The sequence below is a fragment of the Nocardia sp. NPDC003726 genome (assembly GCF_053586955.1).
Genome location: NZ_JBSFNF010000010.1, coordinates 1 through 22609 on the forward strand (window position 1 = coordinate 1; position 22609 = coordinate 22609).

At 69.8% G+C, this 22609-nt stretch carries 19 protein-coding genes, 1 pseudogene and 1 riboswitch; of the genes and pseudogenes, 10 read left to right on the forward strand and 10 right to left on the reverse strand.

Annotation, left to right across the window (positions count from 1 at the left end):
* Positions 1-357 precede the first annotated feature (357 nt).
* Together ACWDMM_RS15345 and ACWDMM_RS15350 are read right to left on the reverse strand one after the other, a co-directional pair.
* Positions 358-984 (reverse strand): methylated-DNA--[protein]-cysteine S-methyltransferase, encoded by a 627-nt coding sequence (locus ACWDMM_RS15345; protein ID WP_195080821.1) that lies wholly within the window; start codon positions 982-984, stop codon positions 358-360.
* A gap of 82 nt (positions 985-1066) precedes the next feature.
* A complete protein-coding gene (locus ACWDMM_RS15350; protein ID WP_449937909.1) occupies positions 1067-1303 on the reverse strand; it encodes a hypothetical protein in 237 nt (78 codons plus the stop codon).
* A gap of 29 nt (positions 1304-1332) precedes the next feature.
* Here ACWDMM_RS15350 and yczR point away from each other — a divergent pair, with 29 nt between their 5' ends.
* On the forward strand, positions 1333-2838 hold the full coding sequence (gene yczR, locus ACWDMM_RS15355) for a MocR-like transcription factor YczR (RefSeq protein ID WP_195080819.1): 1506 nt from the start codon (positions 1333-1335) through the stop codon (positions 2836-2838).
* 311 nt (positions 2839-3149) lie between these two features.
* On the opposite strand, the gene ACWDMM_RS15360 is transcribed toward yczR, so the two are convergent.
* The gene (locus tag ACWDMM_RS15360; RefSeq protein ID WP_195080818.1) at positions 3150-4247 is read right to left on the reverse strand and encodes a CaiB/BaiF CoA transferase family protein; all 1098 of its coding nucleotides are present in this window, start codon (positions 4245-4247) and stop codon (positions 3150-3152) included.
* Between the two features lie 186 nt (positions 4248-4433).
* Between ACWDMM_RS15360 and ACWDMM_RS15365 the strand changes: the two genes are divergently transcribed.
* Positions 4434-4931 (forward strand): DUF456 domain-containing protein, encoded by a 498-nt coding sequence (locus tag ACWDMM_RS15365; RefSeq protein WP_323124527.1) that lies wholly within the window; start codon positions 4434-4436, stop codon positions 4929-4931.
* Positions 4932-4934: 3 nt separating this feature from the next.
* Here the strand turns inward: ACWDMM_RS15365 and ACWDMM_RS15370 are convergent, their stop codons facing one another.
* Both ACWDMM_RS15370 and ACWDMM_RS15375 read right to left on the reverse strand, forming a co-directional pair.
* The gene (locus ACWDMM_RS15370; protein WP_449937914.1) at positions 4935-5810 is read right to left on the reverse strand and encodes an amidohydrolase family protein; all 876 of its coding nucleotides are present in this window, start codon (positions 5808-5810) and stop codon (positions 4935-4937) included.
* An 84-nt stretch (positions 5811-5894) separates the two neighbouring features.
* Positions 5895-7358 (reverse strand): FAD-dependent oxidoreductase, encoded by a 1464-nt coding sequence (locus tag ACWDMM_RS15375; protein ID WP_323124528.1) that lies wholly within the window; start codon positions 7356-7358, stop codon positions 5895-5897.
* A 381-nt stretch (positions 7359-7739) separates the two neighbouring features.
* Here ACWDMM_RS15375 and ACWDMM_RS15380 point away from each other — a divergent pair, with 381 nt between their 5' ends.
* The 3 genes from ACWDMM_RS15380 to ACWDMM_RS15390 all read left to right on the forward strand — a co-directional run bounded on the left by ACWDMM_RS15380 (position 7740) and on the right by ACWDMM_RS15390 (position 10011).
* Complete coding sequence (locus ACWDMM_RS15380) at positions 7740-8189, forward strand: Rv0361 family membrane protein (RefSeq protein ID WP_195080816.1); 450 nt, start codon at positions 7740-7742, stop codon at positions 8187-8189.
* Positions 8190-8252: 63 nt separating this feature from the next.
* Positions 8253-8369: riboswitch (SAM riboswitch) on the forward strand.
* A 14-nt stretch (positions 8370-8383) separates the two neighbouring features.
* A complete protein-coding gene (locus tag ACWDMM_RS15385; RefSeq protein WP_195080815.1) occupies positions 8384-8800 on the forward strand; it encodes a rhodanese-like domain-containing protein in 417 nt (138 codons plus the stop codon).
* Positions 8797-10011 (forward strand): O-succinylhomoserine sulfhydrylase, encoded by a 1215-nt coding sequence (locus ACWDMM_RS15390; RefSeq protein WP_195081035.1) that lies wholly within the window; start codon positions 8797-8799, stop codon positions 10009-10011. The genes ACWDMM_RS15385 and ACWDMM_RS15390 overlap by 4 nt, the downstream gene beginning before the upstream one ends.
* 23 nt (positions 10012-10034) lie before the next feature.
* Here the strand turns inward: ACWDMM_RS15390 and ACWDMM_RS15395 are convergent, their stop codons facing one another.
* The gene (locus tag ACWDMM_RS15395; protein WP_195080814.1) at positions 10035-11534 is read right to left on the reverse strand and encodes a serine/threonine-protein kinase; all 1500 of its coding nucleotides are present in this window, start codon (positions 11532-11534) and stop codon (positions 10035-10037) included.
* A 126-nt stretch (positions 11535-11660) separates the two neighbouring features.
* Positions 11661-12110: an RpiB/LacA/LacB family sugar-phosphate isomerase gene (locus tag ACWDMM_RS15400; RefSeq protein ID WP_195080813.1), complete on the reverse strand. Its 450-nt coding sequence runs from the start codon at positions 12108-12110 to the stop codon at positions 11661-11663.
* 79 nt (positions 12111-12189) lie between these two features.
* On the opposite strand from ACWDMM_RS15400, the pseudogene ACWDMM_RS15405 reads away from it, so the two are divergent.
* Both ACWDMM_RS15405 and ACWDMM_RS15410 read left to right on the forward strand, forming a co-directional pair.
* Positions 12190-12815 (forward strand): annotated as a pseudogene (locus ACWDMM_RS15405) (type 1 glutamine amidotransferase family protein).
* A gap of 51 nt (positions 12816-12866) precedes the next feature.
* Complete coding sequence (locus ACWDMM_RS15410) at positions 12867-13316, forward strand: MarR family winged helix-turn-helix transcriptional regulator (RefSeq protein WP_195080811.1); 450 nt, start codon at positions 12867-12869, stop codon at positions 13314-13316.
* A gap of 266 nt (positions 13317-13582) precedes the next feature.
* Here the strand turns inward: ACWDMM_RS15410 and ACWDMM_RS15415 are convergent, their stop codons facing one another.
* Positions 13583-14341: an HAD-IIA family hydrolase gene (locus ACWDMM_RS15415; protein ID WP_195081034.1), complete on the reverse strand. Its 759-nt coding sequence runs from the start codon at positions 14339-14341 to the stop codon at positions 13583-13585.
* A 220-nt stretch (positions 14342-14561) separates the two neighbouring features.
* Here ACWDMM_RS15415 and fgd point away from each other — a divergent pair, with 220 nt between their 5' ends.
* Positions 14562-15572, forward strand: coding sequence for a glucose-6-phosphate dehydrogenase (coenzyme-F420) (gene fgd, locus ACWDMM_RS15420; protein ID WP_067796748.1), 1011 nt, complete (start codon positions 14562-14564; stop codon positions 15570-15572).
* Between the two features lie 69 nt (positions 15573-15641).
* On the opposite strand, the gene ACWDMM_RS15425 is transcribed toward fgd, so the two are convergent.
* A complete protein-coding gene (locus ACWDMM_RS15425) occupies positions 15642-16160 on the reverse strand; it encodes a nitroreductase/quinone reductase family protein (RefSeq protein WP_449937920.1) in 519 nt (172 codons plus the stop codon).
* 123 nt (positions 16161-16283) lie between these two features.
* Between ACWDMM_RS15425 and pta the strand changes: the two genes are divergently transcribed.
* Together pta and ACWDMM_RS15435 are read left to right on the forward strand one after the other, a co-directional pair.
* Positions 16284-18356, forward strand: coding sequence for a phosphate acetyltransferase (gene pta, locus ACWDMM_RS15430; protein ID WP_195080809.1), 2073 nt, complete (start codon positions 16284-16286; stop codon positions 18354-18356).
* A gap of 102 nt (positions 18357-18458) precedes the next feature.
* The gene (locus ACWDMM_RS15435) at positions 18459-19664 is read left to right on the forward strand and encodes an acetate kinase (RefSeq protein ID WP_357109111.1); all 1206 of its coding nucleotides are present in this window, start codon (positions 18459-18461) and stop codon (positions 19662-19664) included.
* On the opposite strand, the gene ACWDMM_RS15440 is transcribed toward ACWDMM_RS15435, so the two are convergent.
* Positions 19661-21895, reverse strand: a complete 2235-nt coding sequence (locus ACWDMM_RS15440; protein WP_449938183.1) for a tetratricopeptide repeat protein — start codon at positions 21893-21895, stop codon at positions 19661-19663. The genes ACWDMM_RS15435 and ACWDMM_RS15440 overlap by 4 nt on opposite strands.
* Between the last annotated feature and the right edge of the window lie 714 nt (positions 21896-22609).

A 22609-nucleotide genomic window follows, 5' to 3' on the forward strand; every position in this document is an offset into this window, starting at 1 on the left:
CGACCGCCGCTTGCTCCTTCGTCGCGTACGCGGCGGCCGCGCACACGCGAGCCGGGCCGCGAACGGCGGATGCTCGGTCTCGCTTCGCTCGAAAGTCGTGGTCGAGGTGCGCTGGGCGCGTCGGTGTCGCGGCTCGCTGCCGGGGGCACGCCCGTTCGTCGTGGCTGGTGTCGGCTTTCTTCGACCGACCCGCGCGCTCCTTCTTCGCGTATGCCGCAGCTGGGTAGACACGAGCGGGCCGCGAACGGCGGTTGCTTGGTCTCGCTTCGCTCGAGAACGTGGTCGAGCTGGTTGATGGTCTGCGGCGGCAATTCGAAGCGGCGCTGCGGCGTTCGATGTATTTGCGGCAGCGGTCGTTCAGAACAAGGTGGGCTCGCCGAAGCCCGGGGTGCGCTCGATGGCCAAGAGGCGCTGCTTGGTGTCGATGCCGCCGGGGGCGGAGAAGCCGTGTAAGGCGTGGTCGGCGGCCAAGACGCGGTGGCACGGGATGATCAGGGGGATCGGGTTACGGCCCAGGGCTTGTCCGACCGCCTGTGCGCCGCCCGGGGCGCCGACGAGGTGGGCGACCTGGCCGTAGCTGAGGGTGTGGCCCGGGTCGATGGCGCGCGTGACGGCGTAGACGGCGCGGTGGAAGTCGGGAATCCCGCTGGTGTCCAGTGCGATCCAGCGCAGGTCGTCGAGTTCGCCGGCGAGGTGGGCGCGGATGCCCGCGATGGCGGCGGCCACGGCGCCCGTGGGCGGCTCTTCGTGGATTCGCTCGCCGGTGCGTCCGCGTGTGATGCGCGCGCGGGTAGCCGCTGGGGTCGCCTCCGGGAGCTGGAAACGGATCACGCCGTGCTCGTTCCACGCGATCGCGCAGCAGCCGATCGCGGTGTCGAACAGCGTCGCCGCGATCGGGCCGGACGGTGCGGGGCGGCCGGAGACCTCAGGCTCGGTGGCCTCGGCCGCCGGACGATCGGCGGCGAGGCGAGCGGCGTCACTCATGAGGCAAGTCTGCACCGCGGGACCGACAAGTGCGCAATGAGCGGTCCAGTTTTCCGAAACTGGCTTTAGATATCCGGATCGCTTATGGCGCTTCGCCACGGCTGTGGATCGCGGCGAGGTCGGAGTATCTCCGCTGGTGCTCGTAATAGGAGAGAGGTTGGTCCGACATCGGTGTCCGGGGGTGGAAGCGTTCGAGGCGGAAGGTGCGGGTGTCGCGGTCCGGCGCGAATCGGTGGATCAGGAAGCCGAGCAGGGCGGCGGAGAGCAGAGTGGCGAGGACGGTCATGTCCGCCAGCGTGCGCGCCACTGGCCTTGCCAATGAATATCCAATCAGCCGATACTGGACCGATGGCGACGAGAGTGATCGGCGCGGGCAGCCTGGCTCGCGATCTGGGCCGTTGGCGGCACGCGCACGACGGCGATCCGGATGCGGCCGGGCGGCGGTCCACTCGCCCGGCCTACTTGGCGCTCGCCGAGGGCATCCGGCTGCTGATCCACGACGGGCGCGCGCCGCTGGGCGTCGCCTTGCCCAGCGAACGGGATCTCGCCGCCACCCTCGGGGTCAGCCGCACCACCATCACCTCCACCTACGCGCTGTTGCGCGAGCACGGCTACCTGATCAGCCGCCAGGGCTCGCGCAGCACGGTGGCCCTGCCTCGCGACGTGCAGCACGACGGCGTCAAACCGGCCCGCAGCATCCTGGCGATGATGGGCTCGCCCGAGTTGCCCACCGTCGACATGACCTATGCCGCCATGGCCGCCCCGCTGGAGATGCAGGACGCGTATTCCGTCGCTCTGGAAGGGATTCCGGCCTACCTCGGCACGCACGGTATGGACCCGGTCGGCGTGCTCGCGCTCCGCGAGGCCATCGCCCGCCGCTACACCGCGCGCGGGCTGCCCACCGAGCCCGATCAGATCCTGGTCACCCTCGGCGCCCAGCACGGCCTGCGCCTGCTGCTGAACGTGCTCACGGTGCCCGCCGCCCGCGTGCTGATCGACCATCCGACCTACCCGAACGCCATCGAGGCGATCCGCGACGTGGGCGCGCGGCCGGTGCCGGTGCCGCTGCGCCCGGAGGACCCGGCGGGCGGCTGGGACCTCGACGGCATCCGCAGCGCCGCGCGGCAGACCGCGGCGGGCCTGGCCTATCTGGTGCCGGACTACAACAACCCGACCGGCCTGCTGCTCGACGCCGACGGCCGCGCCGAACTGGCCGCCATCGCGCGGGAGACCAGGATGACCATCGTGATCGACGAATCGATGGCGGACCTCGGGCTCGGCGACGAAGTTCCGCCGCCGCCGGTCGCCGCCTTCGCCAAAGGCTCCGAGATCGTGACCATCGGCTCGGCCTCGAAATCGTTCTGGGGCGGTCTGCGCGTCGGCTGGATCCGGACCAGCCAGGCGCTGATCACCAAGCTGCTCGGCATCCGCTCCACGGTCGACCTCGGCACCCCCGTGATGGATCAGCTGGCCACCGTGCATCTGCTGGAGCACGCGGAGGCGATTCTCGACCGGCGCAGGGACCAATTGCGCTCGCAGCGTGCCGCACTGCTCGACGCGCTCGCCGAGGAACTGCCGGACTGGCGCGTCAGCGTCGGCGCGGGCGGAATGTCGGTGTGGGCGCAGCTGCCGACCTCCGTTTCGACGGCGTTGGCCGCCACGGCTCCCAACCACGGCGTATTGCTCGCGGCCGGACCCCGATTCGGTGTGCAGGGCGCGTTCGAACGGTTCCTGCGGTTGCCGTTCACCCACCAGGAACCCGAATTGCGTTTGGCGGTCAAGGCCATCGCGTCCGCCTACGCGGCGCTCACGCCGCGCGCCGCGGATCCGTTGACGCCGTTGACCTGCTACTGAGGCGATTTCGACGAGGTGGGAGTGCCTCCGCCTGCGGCATGTTCCCACACCGCCGAGCACGATCGGCCTGCCACCCCTCGGGACTGGCCCTCGTCGTGCTCGGGCGGTGTGCAGAAGCTCGCACGGCGCGAAGGCCTCCGGCGAGAGCGGCGGTCAAGGAGCGGACCGCATGCGGTCCGCGATTCTCGAAAAGCCACCTGCTCGCGGACAGTATGGCAGGACCGGCACGAAACTGTCGAACCGGTTGGTATGTTACAAGTTTCAATTATCGGCCACGGGGCGGGATGGCGCCACGCCACCCCGCCCGATGCTCACTCGGCCCAGACCGCTTCGATCGGGGTGGCGGTGGTCGGCGGCGGGGTCGGAATTCCGTTCGGGGTGCGGGAGAATCGCGGCGCGGGGGCGTGCTGAGTGATGTTGTCCAGCTCGAGCAGTGAGCCGCGGGCCGCGATGTGCTCGTTGCGCGTCGCCTCCTCGAACGTGAGCACGGGGGAGACGCACGCGTCGGTCCCGACGAAGATCTCGGCCCACTCGTCCCGCGTCTTGGTCCGGAAGCGTTCGGCGAAAAGCTTTTTCAGCGTGTCCTGCCCGGCGGGATCGAGCTGGAACGGCAGGCCGTCGGCGTCGATCTCCAGCCCGGCGAGCAGCTGGGCGTAGAACTGCGGTTCGATCGCGCCGACCGCCATGTACTTGCCGTCGGCGGTTTCGTAGGTGTCGTAGAACGACATTCCGGTGTCGAGCAGGTTCACGCCGCGCTCATCGGACCAGGCGCCCGCGCCGCGCATGCCCCAGATCATGTGCGAAAGGGCAAGGGCGCCATCGACCATGGCCGCGTCGATCACCTGGCCCTTGCCGGACTGCTGCCGCTCGACCAGCGCGGCGAGGATGCCGAACACCAGGAACATCGAGCCGCCGCCGAAATCGCCCACCATGTTCAGCGGCGGAACGGGGCGTTCACCCTTGCGGCCGATGGCGTGCAGCACGCCGGTGATGGAGATGTAGTTGATGTCGTGCCCGGCGCGATCGGCCAGCGGGCCCTCCTGACCCCAGCCGGTCATCCGTCCGTAGACCAGGCGCGGGTTGCGGGCGAGCGCGTCGTCCGGGCCGATGCCCAATCGCTCGGTGACGCCGGGGCGGAAGCCCTCGATCAGCACGTCCGCCTTCTCGACCAGGCCGAGCACCTTCTCGATGTCGGCGGGGTCCTTGAGGTTGGCCTCGACGATGGTCCGGCCGCGCAGCTGCGGACGGTCGAACCCGCCGGGCAGCTGGCCGGCCCGCTGCACCCGCACCACGTCGGCCCCCAGATCGGCGAGCAGCAGCGCGGCGTGCGGACCGGGGCCGATCCCGGCCAGCTCGATGACCTTGATGCCCGCGAGCGGGCCCTGCTTGGCGGTGGATGGAGTGCTCACGCCCTACCTCGGTTCGTCGTTCGATCCAGCGCACCGGTGGCCGGTGCGTCCTCCCGGCAGCCACCGGGAAGGATGTATTGACAGTATGACAATAACGTGGGGGCCGAAGCCCTGGGCATCCTCGAACGTCCACGGGCGCTGAATCGACGGCTCGCCCGATGGTGCGCCCGGCTCTAGGCTGCACGTGTGGAAGCGCTGTCTGATCAGGGGTGGTACAACCTTCTCGCCGGTCTCGCGATCGTGGTCGGTCTGGCCGGGATCGTCGTGCCGATCCTGCCGGGCGTCATCCTGATCTTCGCGGCCATCGCCGTCTGGGCATTCCTCACCGGGGGCGCCACGGCCTGGACGGTTTTCGCGATCAGCACCGTGCTGCTGGTGCTCTCGGGTGTCGTCAAATACACCTGGCCGGGGCGGCGGATGAAAGACGCGGGAGTGTCCAACCGCGCGCTCCTGCTCGGCGCGATCCTCGGCGTGATCGGTTTCTTCGTGATCCCGGTGGTCGGCCTGTTCGTGGGTTTCGTTCTCGGCGTTTACCTCTGGGAACTCCAGCGGCTGCGGGTCAACCGGCAGGCGTGGCAGGCGACGGTGCACGCGTTGAAGGGCGTCGGCCTGTCCATGCTGATCGAGCTGTTCGGCGCGTTGCTGGCCACCGGGGTCTGGCTCGCGGGCGTCTTCGCCGTCTGAGCGTTACCGATCGATGGCGGGAAACGGGACAGTGTCGCCCGCTCGGCTTCCCGGGAGTTCGTCGCGGCGCAGCCGGAGGGTCGGCGGTTCCGGCCGGTGCAACGGCAGCGTGGGAGGCGTGTCGTCGCTGACAGCGCGCTCGCGGGCCGGGAGCCGGTAGAAGGCGCGGGCGTTGTCCTCCAGCACCGCGTACATGTCGGTGCCCACCACGTCGCAGAGCAGGTCCACGTCCGAGTCCCGGAACGGGCGCCCGGCTCTGGTGCCGGGCAGATCGGTGCCGAACATGAGGGCTTCCGGATTCACCGCGTGCACCCGGCGCAGCGTGTCGGCGACATTCATCGCGACCCGGCCGAAACCGGTCGCCTTCACCTTGGCTCCGCGGTCGACCAGATCCAGCAGGAAGGGCACCCCTTCGGCGGACATGCCCAGATGGTCGACCGACAGCGCGGGCAGCTTGGAGATGACCGGTTGCAGCGAGGCCAGCATCGTGCCGTCGATGTAGACCTCGACATGCCAGCCGGCCAGGTCGTAGGCGCGCAGCGCCTGCAACGTCATGCCGGTGATGTCGGTGGCCGCGCGCTTGAGGTTGAACCGCAGCGCGCGCACCCCGATCCGGTCCAGTTCCAGGATCTCCTCGTCGGTGGCGTCCAGATCGAGCCGGGTGACGCCGACCCAGCCCTCGCCCAGTTCGGCGAGGGCGGCCTTCAGGTAGGTCTGGTCCGTGCCCTGGAACGACCCGCTGACCACGGCGCCGCCGCTGATGTCGTAGCGCGCCATGCGCTTGCGGTAATCGGCGATGGTGAACGGGTCGGGCAGGTAGCCCTCGTTCTCGGCCAGCGGAAACCGCGGGTCGAAAATGTGCAGGTGGGCATCGAACACTTGTACAGAATGCCTCAGGGTCGGATTTTCCGCTGCCAGAGCTGGGGTGTCGCGACGGCGGCGGAGCGGTCACTCGGTGGGTGATCAGACCTTGTGCGGTTCGCTGGCGCGCAGCATGTCCTCGCGCTCGACGACCTTGACGCGCTCGCGGCCCTCCGGTTCGCCGAGGGAGCGTTCGTGCGCGTCGAGGCGGTACCAACCGGCCCACGTGGTGAACGGGATGCCCTTGCCCTCGAGGAACTCGATGACGGCCTCCGGCTCGGGCCGCTCGGCCGGGGTGAAGCGGGGAGCGTCGTCCAGCAGGCAGGCGATAGTCTCGTTGGCGTCGCCCTTGGTGTGGCCGATCAGGCCGACCGGGCCGCGCTTGATCCAGCCGGTGACGTAGGTGGCGGGCATGTAGCGCGCGGCGCCGTCGGCGTTCTCGTCGACGAGCACGCGACCGGCTTCGTTCGGCACGGTGCCGGCCTGATCGTCGAACGGCAGGTTGGTCAGGTTCTGCGACAGGTAGCCGACGGCGCGATAGACCGCCTGCACGTCCCAGTCCTTGAACACGCCGGTGCCCTTGACGTTGCCGGTGCCGTCGAGCTGGGTGCGCTCGGTGCGCAGGCCGACGACCTTGCCGTTCTCACCGAGGATTTCGGCGGGGGACTCGAAGAAGTGCAGGAACAGCTTGTGCGGCCGGTCGCCCGCGTCGCGGATGGCCCACTGCTCGAGCGTGTTGGCCACCATGTCGACCTGCTTGGAGTGCCGCCGCGCGGCCTCGGAGCCCTCGTCGTAGTCGATGTCCTCGGGGTCGACGATGACTTCGATGGTGGGCGAGTGGTCGAGTTCGCGCAGCTCCAGCGGGGTGAACTTGGCCTGCGCCGGGCCGCGGCGGCCGAAGACGTGCACCTCGACGGCCTTGTTGGCCTTGAGGCCCTTGTAGACGTTCGGCGGGATCTCCGTCGGCAGCAGCTCGTCGCCGGTCTTGGCCAGCACGCGGGCGACGTCGAGGGCGACGTTGCCGACGCCGAGAACGGCGACCTTCTCCGCGTCCAACGGCCAGGTGCGCGGCACGTCGGGGTGGCCGTCGTACCAGGAGACGAAGTCGGCGGCGCCGTAGGAGCCGTCGAGGTCGATGCCGGGGATGGGCAGGGCACGGTCGGCGTTGGCTCCGGTGGAGAAGATCACCGCGTCGTAGAAGGCGCGCAGGTCGTCGAGGGTGATGTCGGTGCCGTAGTCGATGTTGCCGAGCAGGCGCACCTGCGGCTTGTCGAGGACCTTGTGCAGGGCGGTGATGATGCCCTTGATCCTGGGGTGGTCGGGCGCGACGCCGTAGCGGATCAGGCCGAACGGCGCGGGCATGCGCTCGTAGAGGTCGATCGACACCTCGGCGTCGGACTTCATCAATGCGTCGGCGGCGTAGATCCCGGCCGGTCCGGCGCCCACGATCGCGATGCGGAGCGGGCGGGTCCTCGCGGTGTGCGCGTCAGGCCCGGAGGAGGAAGCCTGCGTCACCACGGAGGGCTCGCGGACACCGCCATCCTCTACTGCACTCTGTTCGGTCATCTCTTTACGCGCACCTTTATGGTCGAAACAATTAATGACGTCTGGGCTTAGCTTAGGCTAAGTTGACGCACCGGCTCGGTCGCACCCGTCCGGTGCGGACGCCGGCGTTGCCGGCTCGTGGCTGCACGGTGCTCCGTTCGCCGCGGCGTGGAGCTGCCGATTCGCTATGACAGCAGGCCGCCGTCCCGCGATTCTATCGGGATGGCCGATGCCGCCCCGCGTCGGTGCGTGAACCCGGCGGATGCCATCCACGGTCATGATCGTCGTCTACCCGCTCGAGCCCGGTCTATCGCCGCCCCTCGCTTCGGATCGGCGTCGCGCCTGGTCCGCAGCCGGGGGGGCGAGCGCTCGATACCGCCGCCGACCAGGGATCATCGACTCATGACCGAACAGCATCCCGCCGCGGACGAGGACGAGATCATCCGCGTCGACCAGACCGACAAACGCTCGGTGGTCCCGTTCGTCGCCGCAGCGGTGGTCGCGGCGATCGTGCTGATCGCGATCGTGCTCGGCGGTGTGCTCTCGCCCGCTGAGAAAAATGTCACAGAGGCCGACCGCATCGCGGCGGCCGTCCGCAACTTCGTCGACGGCTCCAACCGCAGCGACGCCGTGCCGCCGCCCGGCACCGCGTGCCAGGGCTTCGACGCGACCCACTCACCGCTGGCGGGCCAGGACGGCGCCGGAAAGCCGGTCGAGATCACGAAAATCGACTCGCCCATGGTGGACGGCGACCGGGGCAAGGCGACCGTCACCACGAAGGTGGACGGGCAGGAGAAGACGACGACCTGGAATCTCACCAGATCCGGTGACAAGTGGCTGGTGTGCACCTGAGCGTTCGCGCAGGGTGCGCCACCGTTTGACACGGTGACCCGGGTCGGTGCAATCTCAGTCGAAGGTCATGAGAACCAGTGTCAAGCCCCGGCATTGCTGGTCGGCAACCCTCCTCCGCGGTGGGGTGCTCCGGGTGACGACCTGGCGGCGCCTCGGTCCCGGGCGCGGCAAGTGCGGATTCACAGGAGGTGCACATGAGTTATGCCGGTGACATCACCCCGCAGCAGGCATGGGAGCTGTTGCAGAACAATCCGGAAGCCGTCTTGGTGGACGTGCGGACGGAAGCGGAATGGAAGTTCGTGGGCGTCCCCGACACCAGTTCGATCGAGCGGCCGACCGTGCTGATCGAGTGGGTCGACTCGACGGGCGCGCGCAACGAGGCGTTCGTCGAGCAGTTGAAGCAGGCGCTCGACGGCCATGACCCGGAGGCTCCGGTGGTCTTCCTCTGTCGCTCCGGTCAGCGTTCGGTGGGCGCGGCGATCGCCGCCACCTCCGCGGGTTACCGCACCTCCTACAACGTGCTCGAGGGCTTCGAGGGCCCGCTCGACGAATTCGGGCATCGCGGCGGCTCCGGCTGGCGTGCTCTCGGACTGCCGTGGCGGCAGTCGTGATCACCGGCGGCGCGTTCGACAAGCCGCTGCCCGACGGCGTCGGCCCCGCGACGCTCGGCGTGCGCGGCGGCCTGCGGCGCTCCGGTTTCGAGGAGACCGCGGAGGCGCTCTACCTGACCTCCGGCTTCGTCTACGAGAGCGCCGAGGCGGCCGAGGCCGCGTTCACCGGCGAGGTCGAGCACTTCGTCTACTCCCGCTACGGCAACCCGACGGTGGCCATGTTCGAGGAGCGGATGCGCCTGCTCGACGGCGCCGAGGCGTGCTTCGCGACCGCGAGCGGCATGTCCGCGGTGTTCACCGCGCTCGGCGCGCTGCTGGGCGCCGGTGACCGGCTGGTCGCCGCGCGCAGCCTGTTCGGCTCGTGCTTCGTGGTGTGCAACGAGATCCTGCCGCGCTGGGGCGTTGAGACCGTCTTCGTCGACGGCGAGGACCTCGACCAGTGGGAGCAGGCGCTGTCGGTGCCCACGCAGGCGGTCTTCTTCGAGACGCCGGCCAACCCGATGCAGACGCTGGTCGACGTGCGGCGGGTGACCGAGCTGGCGCATGCGGCGGGCGCGAAGGTCGTGCTGGACAACGTGTTCGCCACCCCGCTGCTGCAACGCGGCTTCGAGCTCGGCGCCGACGTGGTGGTCTACTCGGGCACCAAGCACATCGACGGCCAGGGCCGCGTGCTCGGCGGCGCGATACTCGGGGCTCGGGACTACATCGACGGGCCGGTGAAAACGCTGATGCGCCACACCGGTCCCGCGCTGAGCCCGTTCAACGCGTGGACGCTGCTCAAAGGCTTGGAGACGATGCCGCTGCGGGTGCGCCATTCGACGGAGTCCGCCCTGCGCATCGCCCGCTTCCTGGAGAGCAACCCGGCCGTCAGCTGGGTGCGGTACCCGTTCCTGGAATCGCATCCGCAGTACGCACTGGCCGCCGGCCAGATGAGCGGGGGCGGCACCGTGGTCACCTTCGAGTTGAACGCTCCCGAGAACGAGGCAAAGAAGCGCGCGTTCGAAGTCCTCAACCGGTTGCGCGTCGTCGACATCTCCAACAACCTCGGTGACGCGAAGTCGCTGATCACCCACCCGGCGACCACCACACACCGCGCCATGGGCCCCGAAGGCAGGGCCACCATCGGCCTGACCGACGGCGTCGTGCGCATCTCGGTGGGCTTGGAAGACGTGGAGGACCTGCTCCAAGATCTCGACCAAGCATTGGCCTGACCGGGAAGCCGTGGCCCGAGCGGTCAGCGGATCGGCACGGTTACGCCGGGTGACGACGGATCGCCGTGCAGGACCAGATGGCTCGGGGCCTCGTCCTTCTTGTCGTTCTTCTTGCCGTTCTTGTTCTTGCCGGGCAGGTCGAAGGCTAGGCGGAAAGTACCGGCGCGGCCGGGAGCGATGCGCGCGAAGTCGCCGGGCGGATTCAGCTCGGCGGTGCCCGCCGCGTCCGGCGGGAGCGAACGCCCGCCGGTGGTGACCAGTCGTTGCTCCGGGATGGACCAAGTCTGTTCGTGGTCGGACACATTGGTGACGGTAAGCGTCACGATCGTGCGCGAACCGCTTCCGGTGGCCGCGTCGGTGACGGTGAAGGCGAAGTTTCCGTCGCGCGTGGCGGGGCCAGGATTCGCGGACTGCGCACCGGTCGAGGAATTGGTCGCCATCGCTTCGCGGTCGGTCGTGCTCGCGACGGGCGCGGACCCGTTGTCGATGCCGCCTGCCACCAGCCACACCGCCGCCGCGGCGGCCAGCGCCGCCGCCGCTGCCGCGGTCGCGATGCGAAGTTTCCGCCGAGGGCCGCGCTGCCCGGTCGGGGCGGGGGGCCGGACCTCGGGTGGCGGTTGCGTGGAGGTGACGACGGGCATGATCCTGGTCGGCGTACGGCCGGACGGTGGCATGGAGCCCGGTACCGGCGTGTTCGGTCGCGCGGACGGGTTCAGGGCTGCCGATGCCGCGGCGGCGAACTGTCCCGCGCTGCCGTAGCGCGCGTCCGGCTCCTTGGCCATTCCGCGGGCGATGACGTCATCGAGTGCGGCCGGGACGCCGTCGGCCGCACGTGACGCGCGCGGCGGCTCGGTCATCAGATGCGCGCGCATCTGCTGGGCCGGATCGCCAGCGCCGTAGGGCGGTTGTCCGGTCAGAGCCTCGTAGAGCACGCAGGCCAGCGAATAGACATCCGACCTGGCGTCGACCGTGCCCGTGAAGCGTTCCGGCGCCATGTACCCCAGCGTGCCCACCACCAGCCCGGTCGCGGTGAGCGCCGTGCCGTCGGCGGCGCGGGCGATGCCGAAATCGATCAGATACACGAAACCGCTGGTGTGCAGAAGGATGTTGCCGGGCTTCACATCCCGGTGCACGAGTCCGGCCGCATGCGCGGCATCCAGCGCCTCGGCGGCCTGGGCGATGACGTCCACGGCCCGGTCCGGCGGTAGCGCGCCCGATCTCAACCGGGTGCCGAGATCGATGCCATCGATGTAGGCCATCTCCAAGAACAGGTGGCCGTCGACCTCGCCGAACGCGTGGATGGGCACGATATGCGGATTGCGCGCCCGAGCCCCCAACCGCGCCTCCCGCTCGAAGCGCTGCCGATAGAGCGGATCGGCGGTATATGCCGAGGACAGCACCTTGAGCGCCACGGCGCGGCCGTCACGGTCGTGTGCCAGCCACACCTCGCCCATGCCGCCACGACCCAGCAAGCGTTCGAGGAAGTAGTTCCCGAACGTGCCACCGGCGCTCTGGATGGACATGCCTCGACGGTAGCGCCGGGTTCGGCCGCAGGCGCGGGCGGGCTTCGATGCCGCGCGTCATGCGGAGACGGCTGTCGAGGGCCGAGCGATGGCCCGCAGGCCTGCCGGCGCCGGGCGTTCCGCTGGTCAGCCGTCGGTGCGTTCGATGTCGGTGAGATGGGCGATGTTGGCCTGGTCGTCCGGGGCCGAGCTCGGTTCGGTGGTGAACCAGGCGTCGAGGATTTCCCTGAGTTCGGCGCTCGAGGTCGAACGCAGGCTCAGGGCAAGGACATTCGCGTCGTTCCAGGTGCGGGCGCCCGCCGCGGTCGATGCGTCGGCGCAGAGCGCGGCGCGGACGCCGGCGACCTTGTTCGCGGCGATCGATGCGCCCGTGCCGGTCCAGCAGCAGACGACGGCCTGCTCGGCGTGACCGGAGGCGACGTCGCGGGCGGCCGCTTCGCTGGCCCACGCCCAATCGTCGCGTTCCTCGTCGGACAGCGCGCCGTGCAGCAGGAGTTCGTGGCCGCGCTTGCCCAGCTCGTCGACCAGTTCCGCGGCCACACCCACCCGCTCGTCCGCCGCCACCGAAATTCGCATGCGTCCAGCGTAGTTGCCGGTTCGCGGGTCCGCCGTTCCGCGATTGACAGCATACTGTCAAATATGACAGCATACTGTCATGATACAGACAGTGCACATGGCCGTTTACGACACGCTCGCCGACTGGGAGGTGGGCGCGGCCACCGCGCACATCAACAAGCCGAACTGGCATCGGGAGCCGGGAACGTGGCAGGTGCAAACGGTCGGCCCGACGACGGAACCGATCACCACGATGGGTGGCATGCGCATCGTGCCGGACATCGCGCTCGCCGACCTGACCCCCGCGGACAGCGCAATGCTGATCCTGCCGGGCGCGGAGACCTGGGAGGGGCCGCAACTCGATCCGTTCGCGCACAAGGCGCGCGAGTTCGTGGACGCCGGTGTTCCGTCGCCGCGATCTGCGGCGCGACGTTCGGCTTGGCCAAGGCGGGACTGCTCGACACCCGCAGGCACACCAGCAATGTCGCCGAGTACCTTCGCTACAGCGGGTATTCGGGCGCGGATCACTACGTCGACGAACCGGCCGTCACCGACGGTGACGTGATCACCGCCGGTGCGAGCGCGCCGTTCGAATTCGCCCGCGAGGTGCTCGGCAGGCTCGGCGTGTACGAGCCGCATGTGCTGGACGGCTGGTACGCGTTGTACGCGCACTCCGATCCGGCCGGATGGGCGGTGCTCGCGGAGTACGACGCGCAGCATGCGTGAGCGAGAATCGTCGGTGATCCGGGAAACCGGCCGCGGGTACCGGAGGTGAGCATGACCCCTGAACAGGAACTGTTCGCGGGGGCGGCGATCACGTCGTTCCGCCTGAACGGTCAATTCCTCGCGGTGGCCGAGGATTTGGCGCGACCGGCTGGTCTCACCGCCGCGTGGTGGCAGGTGCTCGGCGCGGTATTGCGAGCGCCGTTACCCGTCGCGGGGATCGCCCGCGCAATGGGCATCACCCGGCAGAGCGTCCAGCGCATCGCGGATCTGCTGGTGGACAAGGGTCTTGCCGAATACCGTCCCAATCCCGCGCACCGCCGCGCGAAACTCGTCGCGGTCACCGACGCGGGCCTGGCCGCGGTCGGCCGGATCAATCCGCAGCACGCGGTGATGGCGGAGCGGCTCGCCGAAGAACTCGGCCGCGAGCAGCTGGCGCTGACCGTCGAGGTGCTCACCAGGTTGTCCGCCGCGCTGGACGCGATCACCGTCGGCCGCGCGTAGTACGGCGCGCGCAGTTGGGCGCCGGTAACGGCGGCACCGGGGGTGCGGGTGGATTTCACCCGCGGACGACTGATCCTGCGACGATCCGAAGCCTTCGGACGCCGGCGTTCCGCGTCGCGCGGGTCCGGTCGGAAGGGGCGTCGATCCCCGGCCCACTGTCCGCTCGGCGGAGGTCGCTGGACGGGCGCCCTGCCTCGCTGCGCCTTTCGAGGCGATCGCCCGACAGGTCGGTGCCCATCGCGCGGTGGCGAGCGGCTGGATATCGATCAGTCCGTGAACGGGGCTTTGGTCTTGCCGATCAGATCGGCGACCGAGTCCACGACCATCGTGGGACGGTAGGGGTAGGCCTCGAAGGACGCTCGGGTGGAGATGCCCGAGGTGACCAGGATGGTGCGCATGCCCGCTTCCAGGCCGGAGATGACGTCGGTGTCCATCCGGTCGCCGATCATCACCGTGGACTGGGAATGGGCGCCGATGCGGCGCAACGCGGAGCGCATCATCAGCGGGTTCGGTTTGCCGACGTAGTAGGGATCGCGGCCGGTGGCGCGGGTGATCAGCGCGGCCACCGAGCCGGTCGCGGGCAGCGAACCCTCGCGGGACGGGCCGGTCGGGTCCGGATTGGTCGCGATGAAGCGCGCGCCGCGCTCGACCAGCCGGATCGCGGTGGTGATCGCCTCGAACGAGTACGTCCTGGTCTCGCCGAGGACCACGTAGTCCGGGTCGCTGTCGGTCAGCACGTAGCCGATCTCGTGCAACGCGGTGGTGAGCCCGGATTCGCCCACCACGTACGCGGTGCCGTTGGGGCGCTGTTCGTTCAGGAATGTGGCGGTGGCCAGCGCGGAGGTCCAGATCGCTTCTTCGGGGATGTCGAGGCCGGTGTGCCGCAGCCGCGCCTGCAGATCGCGCGGCGTGCGGATCGAATTGTTGGTCAGCACCAGGAATGGCGTGTCGTTGGCGCGCAGTTCGGCGAGGAACTTGTCGGCGCCAGGGATGAGGTGGTCCTCGTGCACCAGCACGCCGTCCATATCGGTCAAGTAGGACAGGATCGGCTCGTCGTCTGCGTTCACGCGGCCATTATCCGCTATCGCTCAGCATCCGCCACGGCGGAAACATTTCGCCCCCTCGGCGGCGTTCTCCGCCGTGAAGATCATCCGCGCCGGGTCGTCGGCGCGGAGGGCGGCGGGGTTGACTACTGTCGATGACGGATCGCGATGGCGGCGAAACGAAACGCGAGGAGCGTGGCAGATGAGCGGACTCAAGCTCGGATACAAAGCATCGGCGGAGCAGTTCGGTCCCCGTGAACTCGTCGAGATCGCGGTGCTGGCCGAGGAACACGGCTTGGACAGCGCCACCGTGAGCGACCATTTCCAGCCCTGGCGGCACAAGGGCGGCCACGCGCCGTTCTCGCTGGCGTGGCTGGCCGCGGTCGGCGAGCGCACCGAGCGCATTCAGCTCGGCACGTCGGTGCTCACCCCGACGTTCCGCTACAACCCCGCGGTGATCGCGCAGGCGTTCGCCACCCTCGGCTGCCTGTACCCCGATCGCGTCATGCTCGGCGTCGGCACCGGTGAGGCGCTCAACGAGATCGCCACCGGGTACACCGGCGAATGGCCGGAATTCAAGGAGCGTTTCGCGCGCCTGCGCGAGTCGGTCGACCTGATGCGCGCCCTGTGGACCGGCGACCGCGTCGACTTCGACGGCGAGTACTACAAGACCGTCGGCGCCTCCATCTACGACGTGCCCAAGGGCGGGATCCCGATCTACGTCGCCGCGGGCGGCCCGCTGGTCGCGCGGTACGCCGGGCGCGCGGGCGACGGCTTCATCTGCACCTCGGGCAAGGGCATGGACCTCTACACCGAGAAGTTGATGCCCGCCGTCGCGGAGGGCGCGGCGAAGGCGGGGCGCAGCGCCGACGACATCGACCGGATGATCGAGATCAAGCTCTCCTACGACACCGATCCGGAGCTGGCCAGGGAGAACACCCGGTTCTGGGCTCCGCTGTCGCTCACCGCCGAGCAGAAGCACAGCATCACCGACCCGATCGAGATGGAGGCCGCCGCCGACGCGCTGCCCATCGAGCAGATCGCCAAGCGCTGGATCGTCGCCAGCGACCCCGACCAAGCGGTGGAACAGATCAAGCCCTACCTCGACGCGGGCCTCAACCACCTGGTCTTCCACGCCCCCGGCCACGACCAGCGCCGCTTCCTCGACCTCTTCCAGCGCGACCTGGCCCCCCGCCTCCGCGCGCTGGCCTAGACGTCCGCGAGTGGCACACCACGGAGAGGTCTTCTCGGCCGATGCCACGGTGGTGTGCCACTCGCGGGGTTACGCCCGGGGTTCCGCCCGGCGGAGGGCGAAGATGCGCAGGTCGCGGGTGGTGCGGGTGCGGTAGGCGGCGTAGGCGCCGGTGATGTCGACGAAGCGTTGGAAGATGGCGTCTTTGTCGGGGTCCGGGACCGGAGTCGCGGTGACCTGGATGCGCTCGCCCGCGATCGCCACCGTCGCGGTGGGGTTGGCCAGGAGGTTGGCGGTCCAGGCGGGGTGGTGCGCCTGGCCGAAGTTGCTGCCGATCACGTAGAGGGTGTCGCCGTCGTGCACGTACAGCAACGGCTGGGTGCGCGGCTGACCGGACTTGCGTCCGATGGTGGTGAGCAGAATGACCGGCGCGCCGATCGGGCCGAGCACGGTGTACTTCGCGCCGGTACGCTCCAAGACCGCCCGGTCCAGCGGGGTGAGCGCCCGAACGAGCCGGGAGCCGGCCTTCGTCGCCGCGAATCTGCTTGCCGCGCGAGCGAATAGGTTGGTCCGCGAACCCCACTGCCGATCCGGAAATTGCTCAGCCATGCCCGGACTATAGCGGCAGGGGAGCCCCGACCCCGGCGGCTTCGCGCCCGCAGCAGCACCCCCGCGGGTGACGATCGTCGCGCGGCGGGGTCCGGTTGCCGCTGGTTCACTAAGCTCTCGGACATGGCCGACAACGCTCCATCCGCCGTGTACATCGCCTCTCCCGAGGGCGACACCGGTAAGTCGACGGTGGCACTCGGGGTACTGCAGACGCTGTGCGCGACGACCGCGCGGGTCGGGGTGTTCCGGCCGATCACCCGCTCGACCACCGAGCCCGACTACATCCTGGAACTGCTGCTCGAGCACAGCACCGCGGACATCGACTACGCGCAGGCGGTCGGCACCACCTACGAGCAGGTCCACGCCGACCCGGACGCGGCGATCAGCGAGATCGTCCTGCGCTTCCACGAGGTCGCCAAGCTCTGTGACGCGGTGGTCGTGGTCGGCAGCGACTACACCGACGTGGCCAGCCCCAGCGAGCTGCGCTTCAACGCCAGGATCGCGGTCAACCTCGGCGCGCCGGTGTTGCTCGTGCTCCGCGGCGCGGGCCGCACGCCGGACGAGGTGAAGCAGCTGGCCGAGCTGTGCGCGTCGGAGCTGGCGCACGAGCACGCGCAGCTGGTCGCCGTCATCGCCAACCGTTGCGACCCGCAGCGGCTGGACGAGGTGGCCGCGGCGCTGGGCGGCTTCGACGTCCCGTCTTGGACGTTGCCCGAGGTCCCCTTGCTGATCGCTCCCACCATGGCCGAGCTGTGCGCCGCGATCGGCGGCGAGATGTACAGCGGCGACCCGGAATTGCTGCACCGCGAGGCGCTGAAGGTCATGGTCGGCGGCATGACGGCCGAGCACATCCTGGAACGGCTGACCGAGGGCGTGGTGGTGATCGCGCCTGGCGATCGGTCCGACGTGCTGCTCAGCGTCGTGAACGCGCACGAAGCGGAGGGCTTTCCGTCGCTGTCGGGCATCATCATGAACGGCGGCCTGCTGCCGCATCCCGCGATCGCCCGGCTCATGACCGGCCTGAAGCCCAAGCTGCCGATCCTCACCACCGAGCTCGGCACCTACGACACGGCGGGCGCCGCGTACCGCACCCGCGGCCGCATGTCCGCGGGCAATCCGCGCAAGGTGGACACCGCCCTGGCCCTGATGGAGCAACACGTCGACGGCGCGGAGTTGCTGCGGCGCATCGACGTTCCGCCCAGTCCGGTGGTCACGCCGCAGATGTTCGAGTACCAGCTCATCGAGCGCGCGCGGGCGGATCGCAAGCGCATCGTGCTGCCGGAAGGCGACGACGACCGCATTCTGCGCGCGGCGGGACGGGTGCTGCAGCGCAAGATCGCCGATCTGATCATCCTCGGCGACGAGACGACGGTGCGCGCCCGAGCCGCCGAACTCGGGGTGGACATCTCCGCCGCGCAGGTGCTGGACCCACGCGCCTCCGGCTACCTGGACGAGTTCGCCGCCGAATACGCCGAGCTGCGCAAACACAAGGGCATGACGCTGGAGCGGGCCCGCGAGACCGTCGCGGACATCTCCTATTTCGGCACCATGATGGTGCACAAGGGCATCGCCGACGGCATGGTCTCGGGTGCGGCGCACACCACCGCGCACACCATCCGCCCGTCGCTGGAGATCATCAAAACGGTGGACGGCGTCGCCACCGTCTCCAGCGTGTTCCTGATGTGCCTGGCCGACCGGGTGCTCGCGTACGGCGACTGCGCGGTCGTGCCCGATCCGACGGCGCAGCAGCTGGCCGATATCGCGATCTCGTCCGCGGCGACCGCCGAGCGTTTCGGCATCGAGCCCAGGGTCGCGATGCTGTCGTATTCCACCGGCGAATCGGGCAGCGGCGCGGACGTGGACAAGGTGCGCGTGGCGACCAAGCTGACGCGGGAACGCGCACCGCAGTTGCCGGTGGAGGGGCCGATCCAATACGACGCCGCGATCGAACCGACCGTCGCCGACGCCAAACTGCCCGATTCCGAAGTGGCCGGGCGCGCGACGGTATTCGTGTTTCCCGACCTCAATACCGGCAACAACACCTACAAGGCGGTGCAGCGCAGCGCGGGCGCGATCGCGATCGGCCCGGTGCTGCAAGGGCTGCGCAAGCCGGTCAACGACCTGTCCCGCGGCGCGCTGGTGGCCGACATCGTCAACACCGTGGCGATCACCGCCATCCAGGCGCAGGACAGCTGATGCGCGCCGGCGCCGCCGCGGCGCGTGCGCGTCGCGGAACAAGCGCGTCGTGATCGTGGTTGCCGAGCGAGTGCGACGCGAGCGCGCGACACAGGAGGCGTGATGAGCAAGACGGCCGAAGGCATGGTGCTGGTGATCAACTCCGGCTCATCGTCCATCAAATACCAGCTGGTGGACCCGGATTCGGGTGTGGTCGCGGCATCGGGCATGGTCGAGCGGATCGGCGAGGACGAAGGCGGGATCGAGCATCGCGCCGACGGCGAGACCACCGAGCGCCGCGAGCGGATCGCCGATCACGCCGCCGGGCTGCGACTGATCTTCGACACCTTCGCCGCGACGGGTCACGATCTGGTGCGCGAAGGCGTGCGTGCGGTCGGGCACCGGGTGGTGCACGGCGGCGAGGTGTTCTACCGGCCCACCCTGATCGACGACGGCGTGGTGGCCGCGATCAGCGAACTCGCGGCGCTGGCGCCGCTGCACAATCCGGCCAACGTCGCCGGGATCGAGAGCGCGCGGCAGCTGTTGCCGGGCGTGCCGCAGGTGGCGGTGTTCGACACGGCGTTCTTCCACGGCCTGCCCGCGGCCGCGAAGACCTACGCCATCGACGCCAAAGTAGCGGCGGCGCACGGCATCCGGAAGTACGGCTTCCACGGCACCTCGCACGAGTACGTGTCCGGCCGTGCCGCCGAGCTGCTCGGGCGCGATCCCGCCGAGCTGCGGCAGATCGTCTTCCACCTCGGCAACGGCGCGTCGGCGTCGGCCATCCGCGGCGGGCATCCGATCGACACCAGCATGGGCCTCACACCGCTGGAAGGCCTGGTGATGGGCACCAGGTCCGGTGATCTCGATCCCGGCATCGTGGCGCACCTGGCGCGGTCGGCGCACCTGGACATCGATGCGATCGACACACTGCTCAACCGGGATTCCGGGATCAAGGGCCTGTCCGGCGTGAACGACTTCCGCGAACTGCGCCGCCTCATCGACAGTGGCGACGAGGCGGCGCGGCTGGCCTACGACGTGTACATCCATCGGCTGCGGCGTTACCTGGGCGCGTACCTGATCGAACTCGGCGGCGTCGACGCGATCACCTTCACCGCAGGAGTCGGCGAGAACAGCCCGCAGGTGCGCGCGGACGCCCTGGCCGGTCTCGGCGGGTTCGGCATCGAGGTCGATCCGGCGGCCAATACCGCCGAAGACCGCGCCGCGCGGCGTATCTCCCCGCCCGGCGCGCAGGTCGCGGTGCTCGTGGTGCCGACCAACGAGGAACTGGCCATCGCACGCGCCGCGCGGCAGGTGGTCGACGGCTAGATCCAGGTCTTCGCGCGAATCGAGTTGGCCAGGTCGACGAGCGCGTAGCGATGCCTGCGGTTGGGCGCTCCGCGAGCCAGCGAGCGCAGGCCCGCTTCGGCGCCTGCTCGCAGTTCCCGTTCGGTGAACGCGGCGCCGAACAGCGTGGCATCGGGACGTTTCGGCGTGTTCCCCGCCTGCAGCCACGCCAGGGCCGCGCCGAGCACCAGCACCCGCATCTGCGCGGCGCGACTCTCGCCCGCGGGCAGGCTCAGCACGCGGGACGCCGAGATGTGCAGGGTCGCCTCGTCGAGTTCGGCCACCGGCTCGGCGGTGACCATGAGCAGCACGGCCGTCATCCGCGCGGTGGTGAAATGCCGCGACGCGGCGGGCACGGCGTCGAGCGCCCGCACGGCCTGGTCCACCCGCCCGTCCGCCGCCAGTTGCCTGGCCAGCCCGAAAGCGGCGCTCACCACGGTGCGGTCGGTGCGCCAGACGGTCTCGTAAGCCTGCTCGGCGTAACTGCGCCATTGTTCGGGGTCCGGCGAATCCCAATGCTGGAGGATCAGTTCGGCGGTAGCGGCGAGCGCCAGTTGCGGCGCGAGTTCGCCGGGGAGCACGCGGAAGACCTCGTCGAAGTCGGTGAAGGCGCGCTCGTACTCCCGGTCGAGCAGTTCGGCCATGCCTCGATACCAGCTCACTCGCCAATCGCGTTCCGGCAGTCGCGAGAGCAGGTCCAGGACCGTGGCGGACTCACGCAGATCGAGCCGCACCCGCGCCTCGGCGAGGGTGAGTTCCAGATCGAGCGACTTCGGGGCGTTGCCCGGATCGGCCTCGGCTCGCTCGCGTGCCTGCCGTAGCGCCTCCAGCGCGTGGGCGGGGTCGGGGTGCACGGCGGCCGAGAGCAGGGGGGCCGACGGATCGGCCGGGTCCAGCAGCGGAATCGGCAACGCCGCCGCCACGTCCGGGGCATCGAGCAAGCTGCTGCGGGGGCGGCCGTCGGTGTAGGCGTCGGTCTGGCTGATCAGTTCCTCGGTGCCGAAACTGGCCCGCGGCGGCGTGAAGACCGTGGACAGCTGCGGGTGCTCGGTGTCGGTCTCCTGGGCGAGGATCTCCCGCAGCACGCCCGACATCTGGGCGGACATCGCGCGGGCGGAGGGGAAGCGGCGCTGGGGGTCCGGGTCGGTGGCGCACAGCAGCAGACGATGGAAGCACTGGTAGCGGGCCAGCACGGGCTGATCGTCGGGCTCGGGCAGGCCGTCGAGATAGCGGCCGTGCTCCGAGGGCATGTTCAAGGTGAGCACGGCCAGCGTGCGTCCGACGGTGTAGATGTCGGAGGCGATGGTCGGGCCGGTACGCGCGATCTCGGGCGCTTGGAACCCCCTGGTGCCATACAGGTTTCCGTACGCTTCGATAGTGGCGACGGCCCCCAGATCGATCAGTTTGACCTGATCATCGGTGACCATCACGTTGTCGGGCTTGAGGTCGTTGTAGGTCAGCCCGGTCGAGTGCAGGTAGTCCAGCGCGGGCAGGATCTCCAGCAGGTAGGCGATCGCCTCGGTGACCGGCATGCGCTGCGGGCGTTCGTAGGAGTCCAGGATGTCGCGCAACGACCGGCCGCCCACGTACTCCATGACGATGTAGCCGACGGGCGTGCCGTCCGCGCCGGTGTGCTCGACGAAGTTGTAGATCTTGACGATGCTGGGATGCGCCACCTCGGCGAGGAATTGGCGTTCGGCCACGGCGACCGCCTGCGCTTCGGCGTCACCGGCGTGCAGCAGGCCCTTGAGCACCACCCAGCGGTCGCTGACATTCCGGTCGATCGCCAGATAGATCCAGCCGAGTCCGCCGTGCGCGATGCAGCCCTGGATCTCGTACTGCCCGGCCACCATGTCGCCCGGGTACAGCGTGGGCCGGAAATCGAAGGGCGCGTCGCAGGTCGCGCAGGTGCCCGCCGTGGTCGCGGGCCTGGTCGCCGTCGCCCGGCCGACCGGTTTGCCGCAGCGCCAGCAGAATCGCCTCCCCTCGGAGACCACCGCGTCGGTGAGGACGGCGTCGCGGGGATCGGCGGGCGTCACCGTCGGGATCGGCACCAGCCCCGCGCCCAGTCGCCGGACCGCCGGGCGGGTGCGCGCGGTGCGCACGCTGCGTCCGGAGGTGCGCTGCGGAGCCGACGCGGGTTCGGAGTCCGTGCGCCGCGTCTGGTCCGATGTTGCTGCGGTCGCCGGCTCGTGCGCAGCCGTGCCCTGGATATCCACCGCTTCCGGTGGCTGTTGGCGTCCGGTGGGATCGGGCGACCATGCGGCCGTGCTCGACGTCGCTTCCGGTCGGTTCGTCTGCGGTCGGGTCGCGTCCGAACCCGCCTCGGCTGCCGACTGTTGCGCGTCCTTGGACGACGCTTCGCGTTTCGCGTCCCGCGCGCTGTCCCGCGTGGCCGTGCCGTGCTGTTCCGTGCGGGTGCGGTGGCGTGGGTCATCGGTGTGGGATGCCGATTCCCCAGTGACGGGTGCGGCTTGGTGCGGCGTCGCCGGTGCGTCGTCGGTGGGCGGGGCCGATTTTCCGGCTTCGCGAGCGGCCTGGTTCGGGTTCGCCTGCGCGTCATCGGTGGGGGAGGTCGATTCCCCGGCGGCCGGGGCGGCTGGGTTCGGTATCGCCGGTGCGTCGTCGGGCGGGTCCGTGTCTTCGGCGCGGTTCCAGGCGACCGTGCCGAACGCGGTGGCCGCGCGACCGATCGGCGTGTATGTGGTGTGCTGGAGTTCTTCGGGCGCAAGAGGTTCGGCGTCGTCGATCCTTCCGCGCCGCCCCGTCCCCGCGGGGCGAGACCCCAGGTGGCGCGGGCTCGCGTGGTCTGCGCGCGGTGGTTCGGCCGCCTCCTGTCCCTGCTGTCGCCCGGCCGACGCGGTGGATTCACCCTCGCACACGGCGGCCGGGCCGGGCCCTCCCGCGGCGTTCTCGTCCGGGTCGGG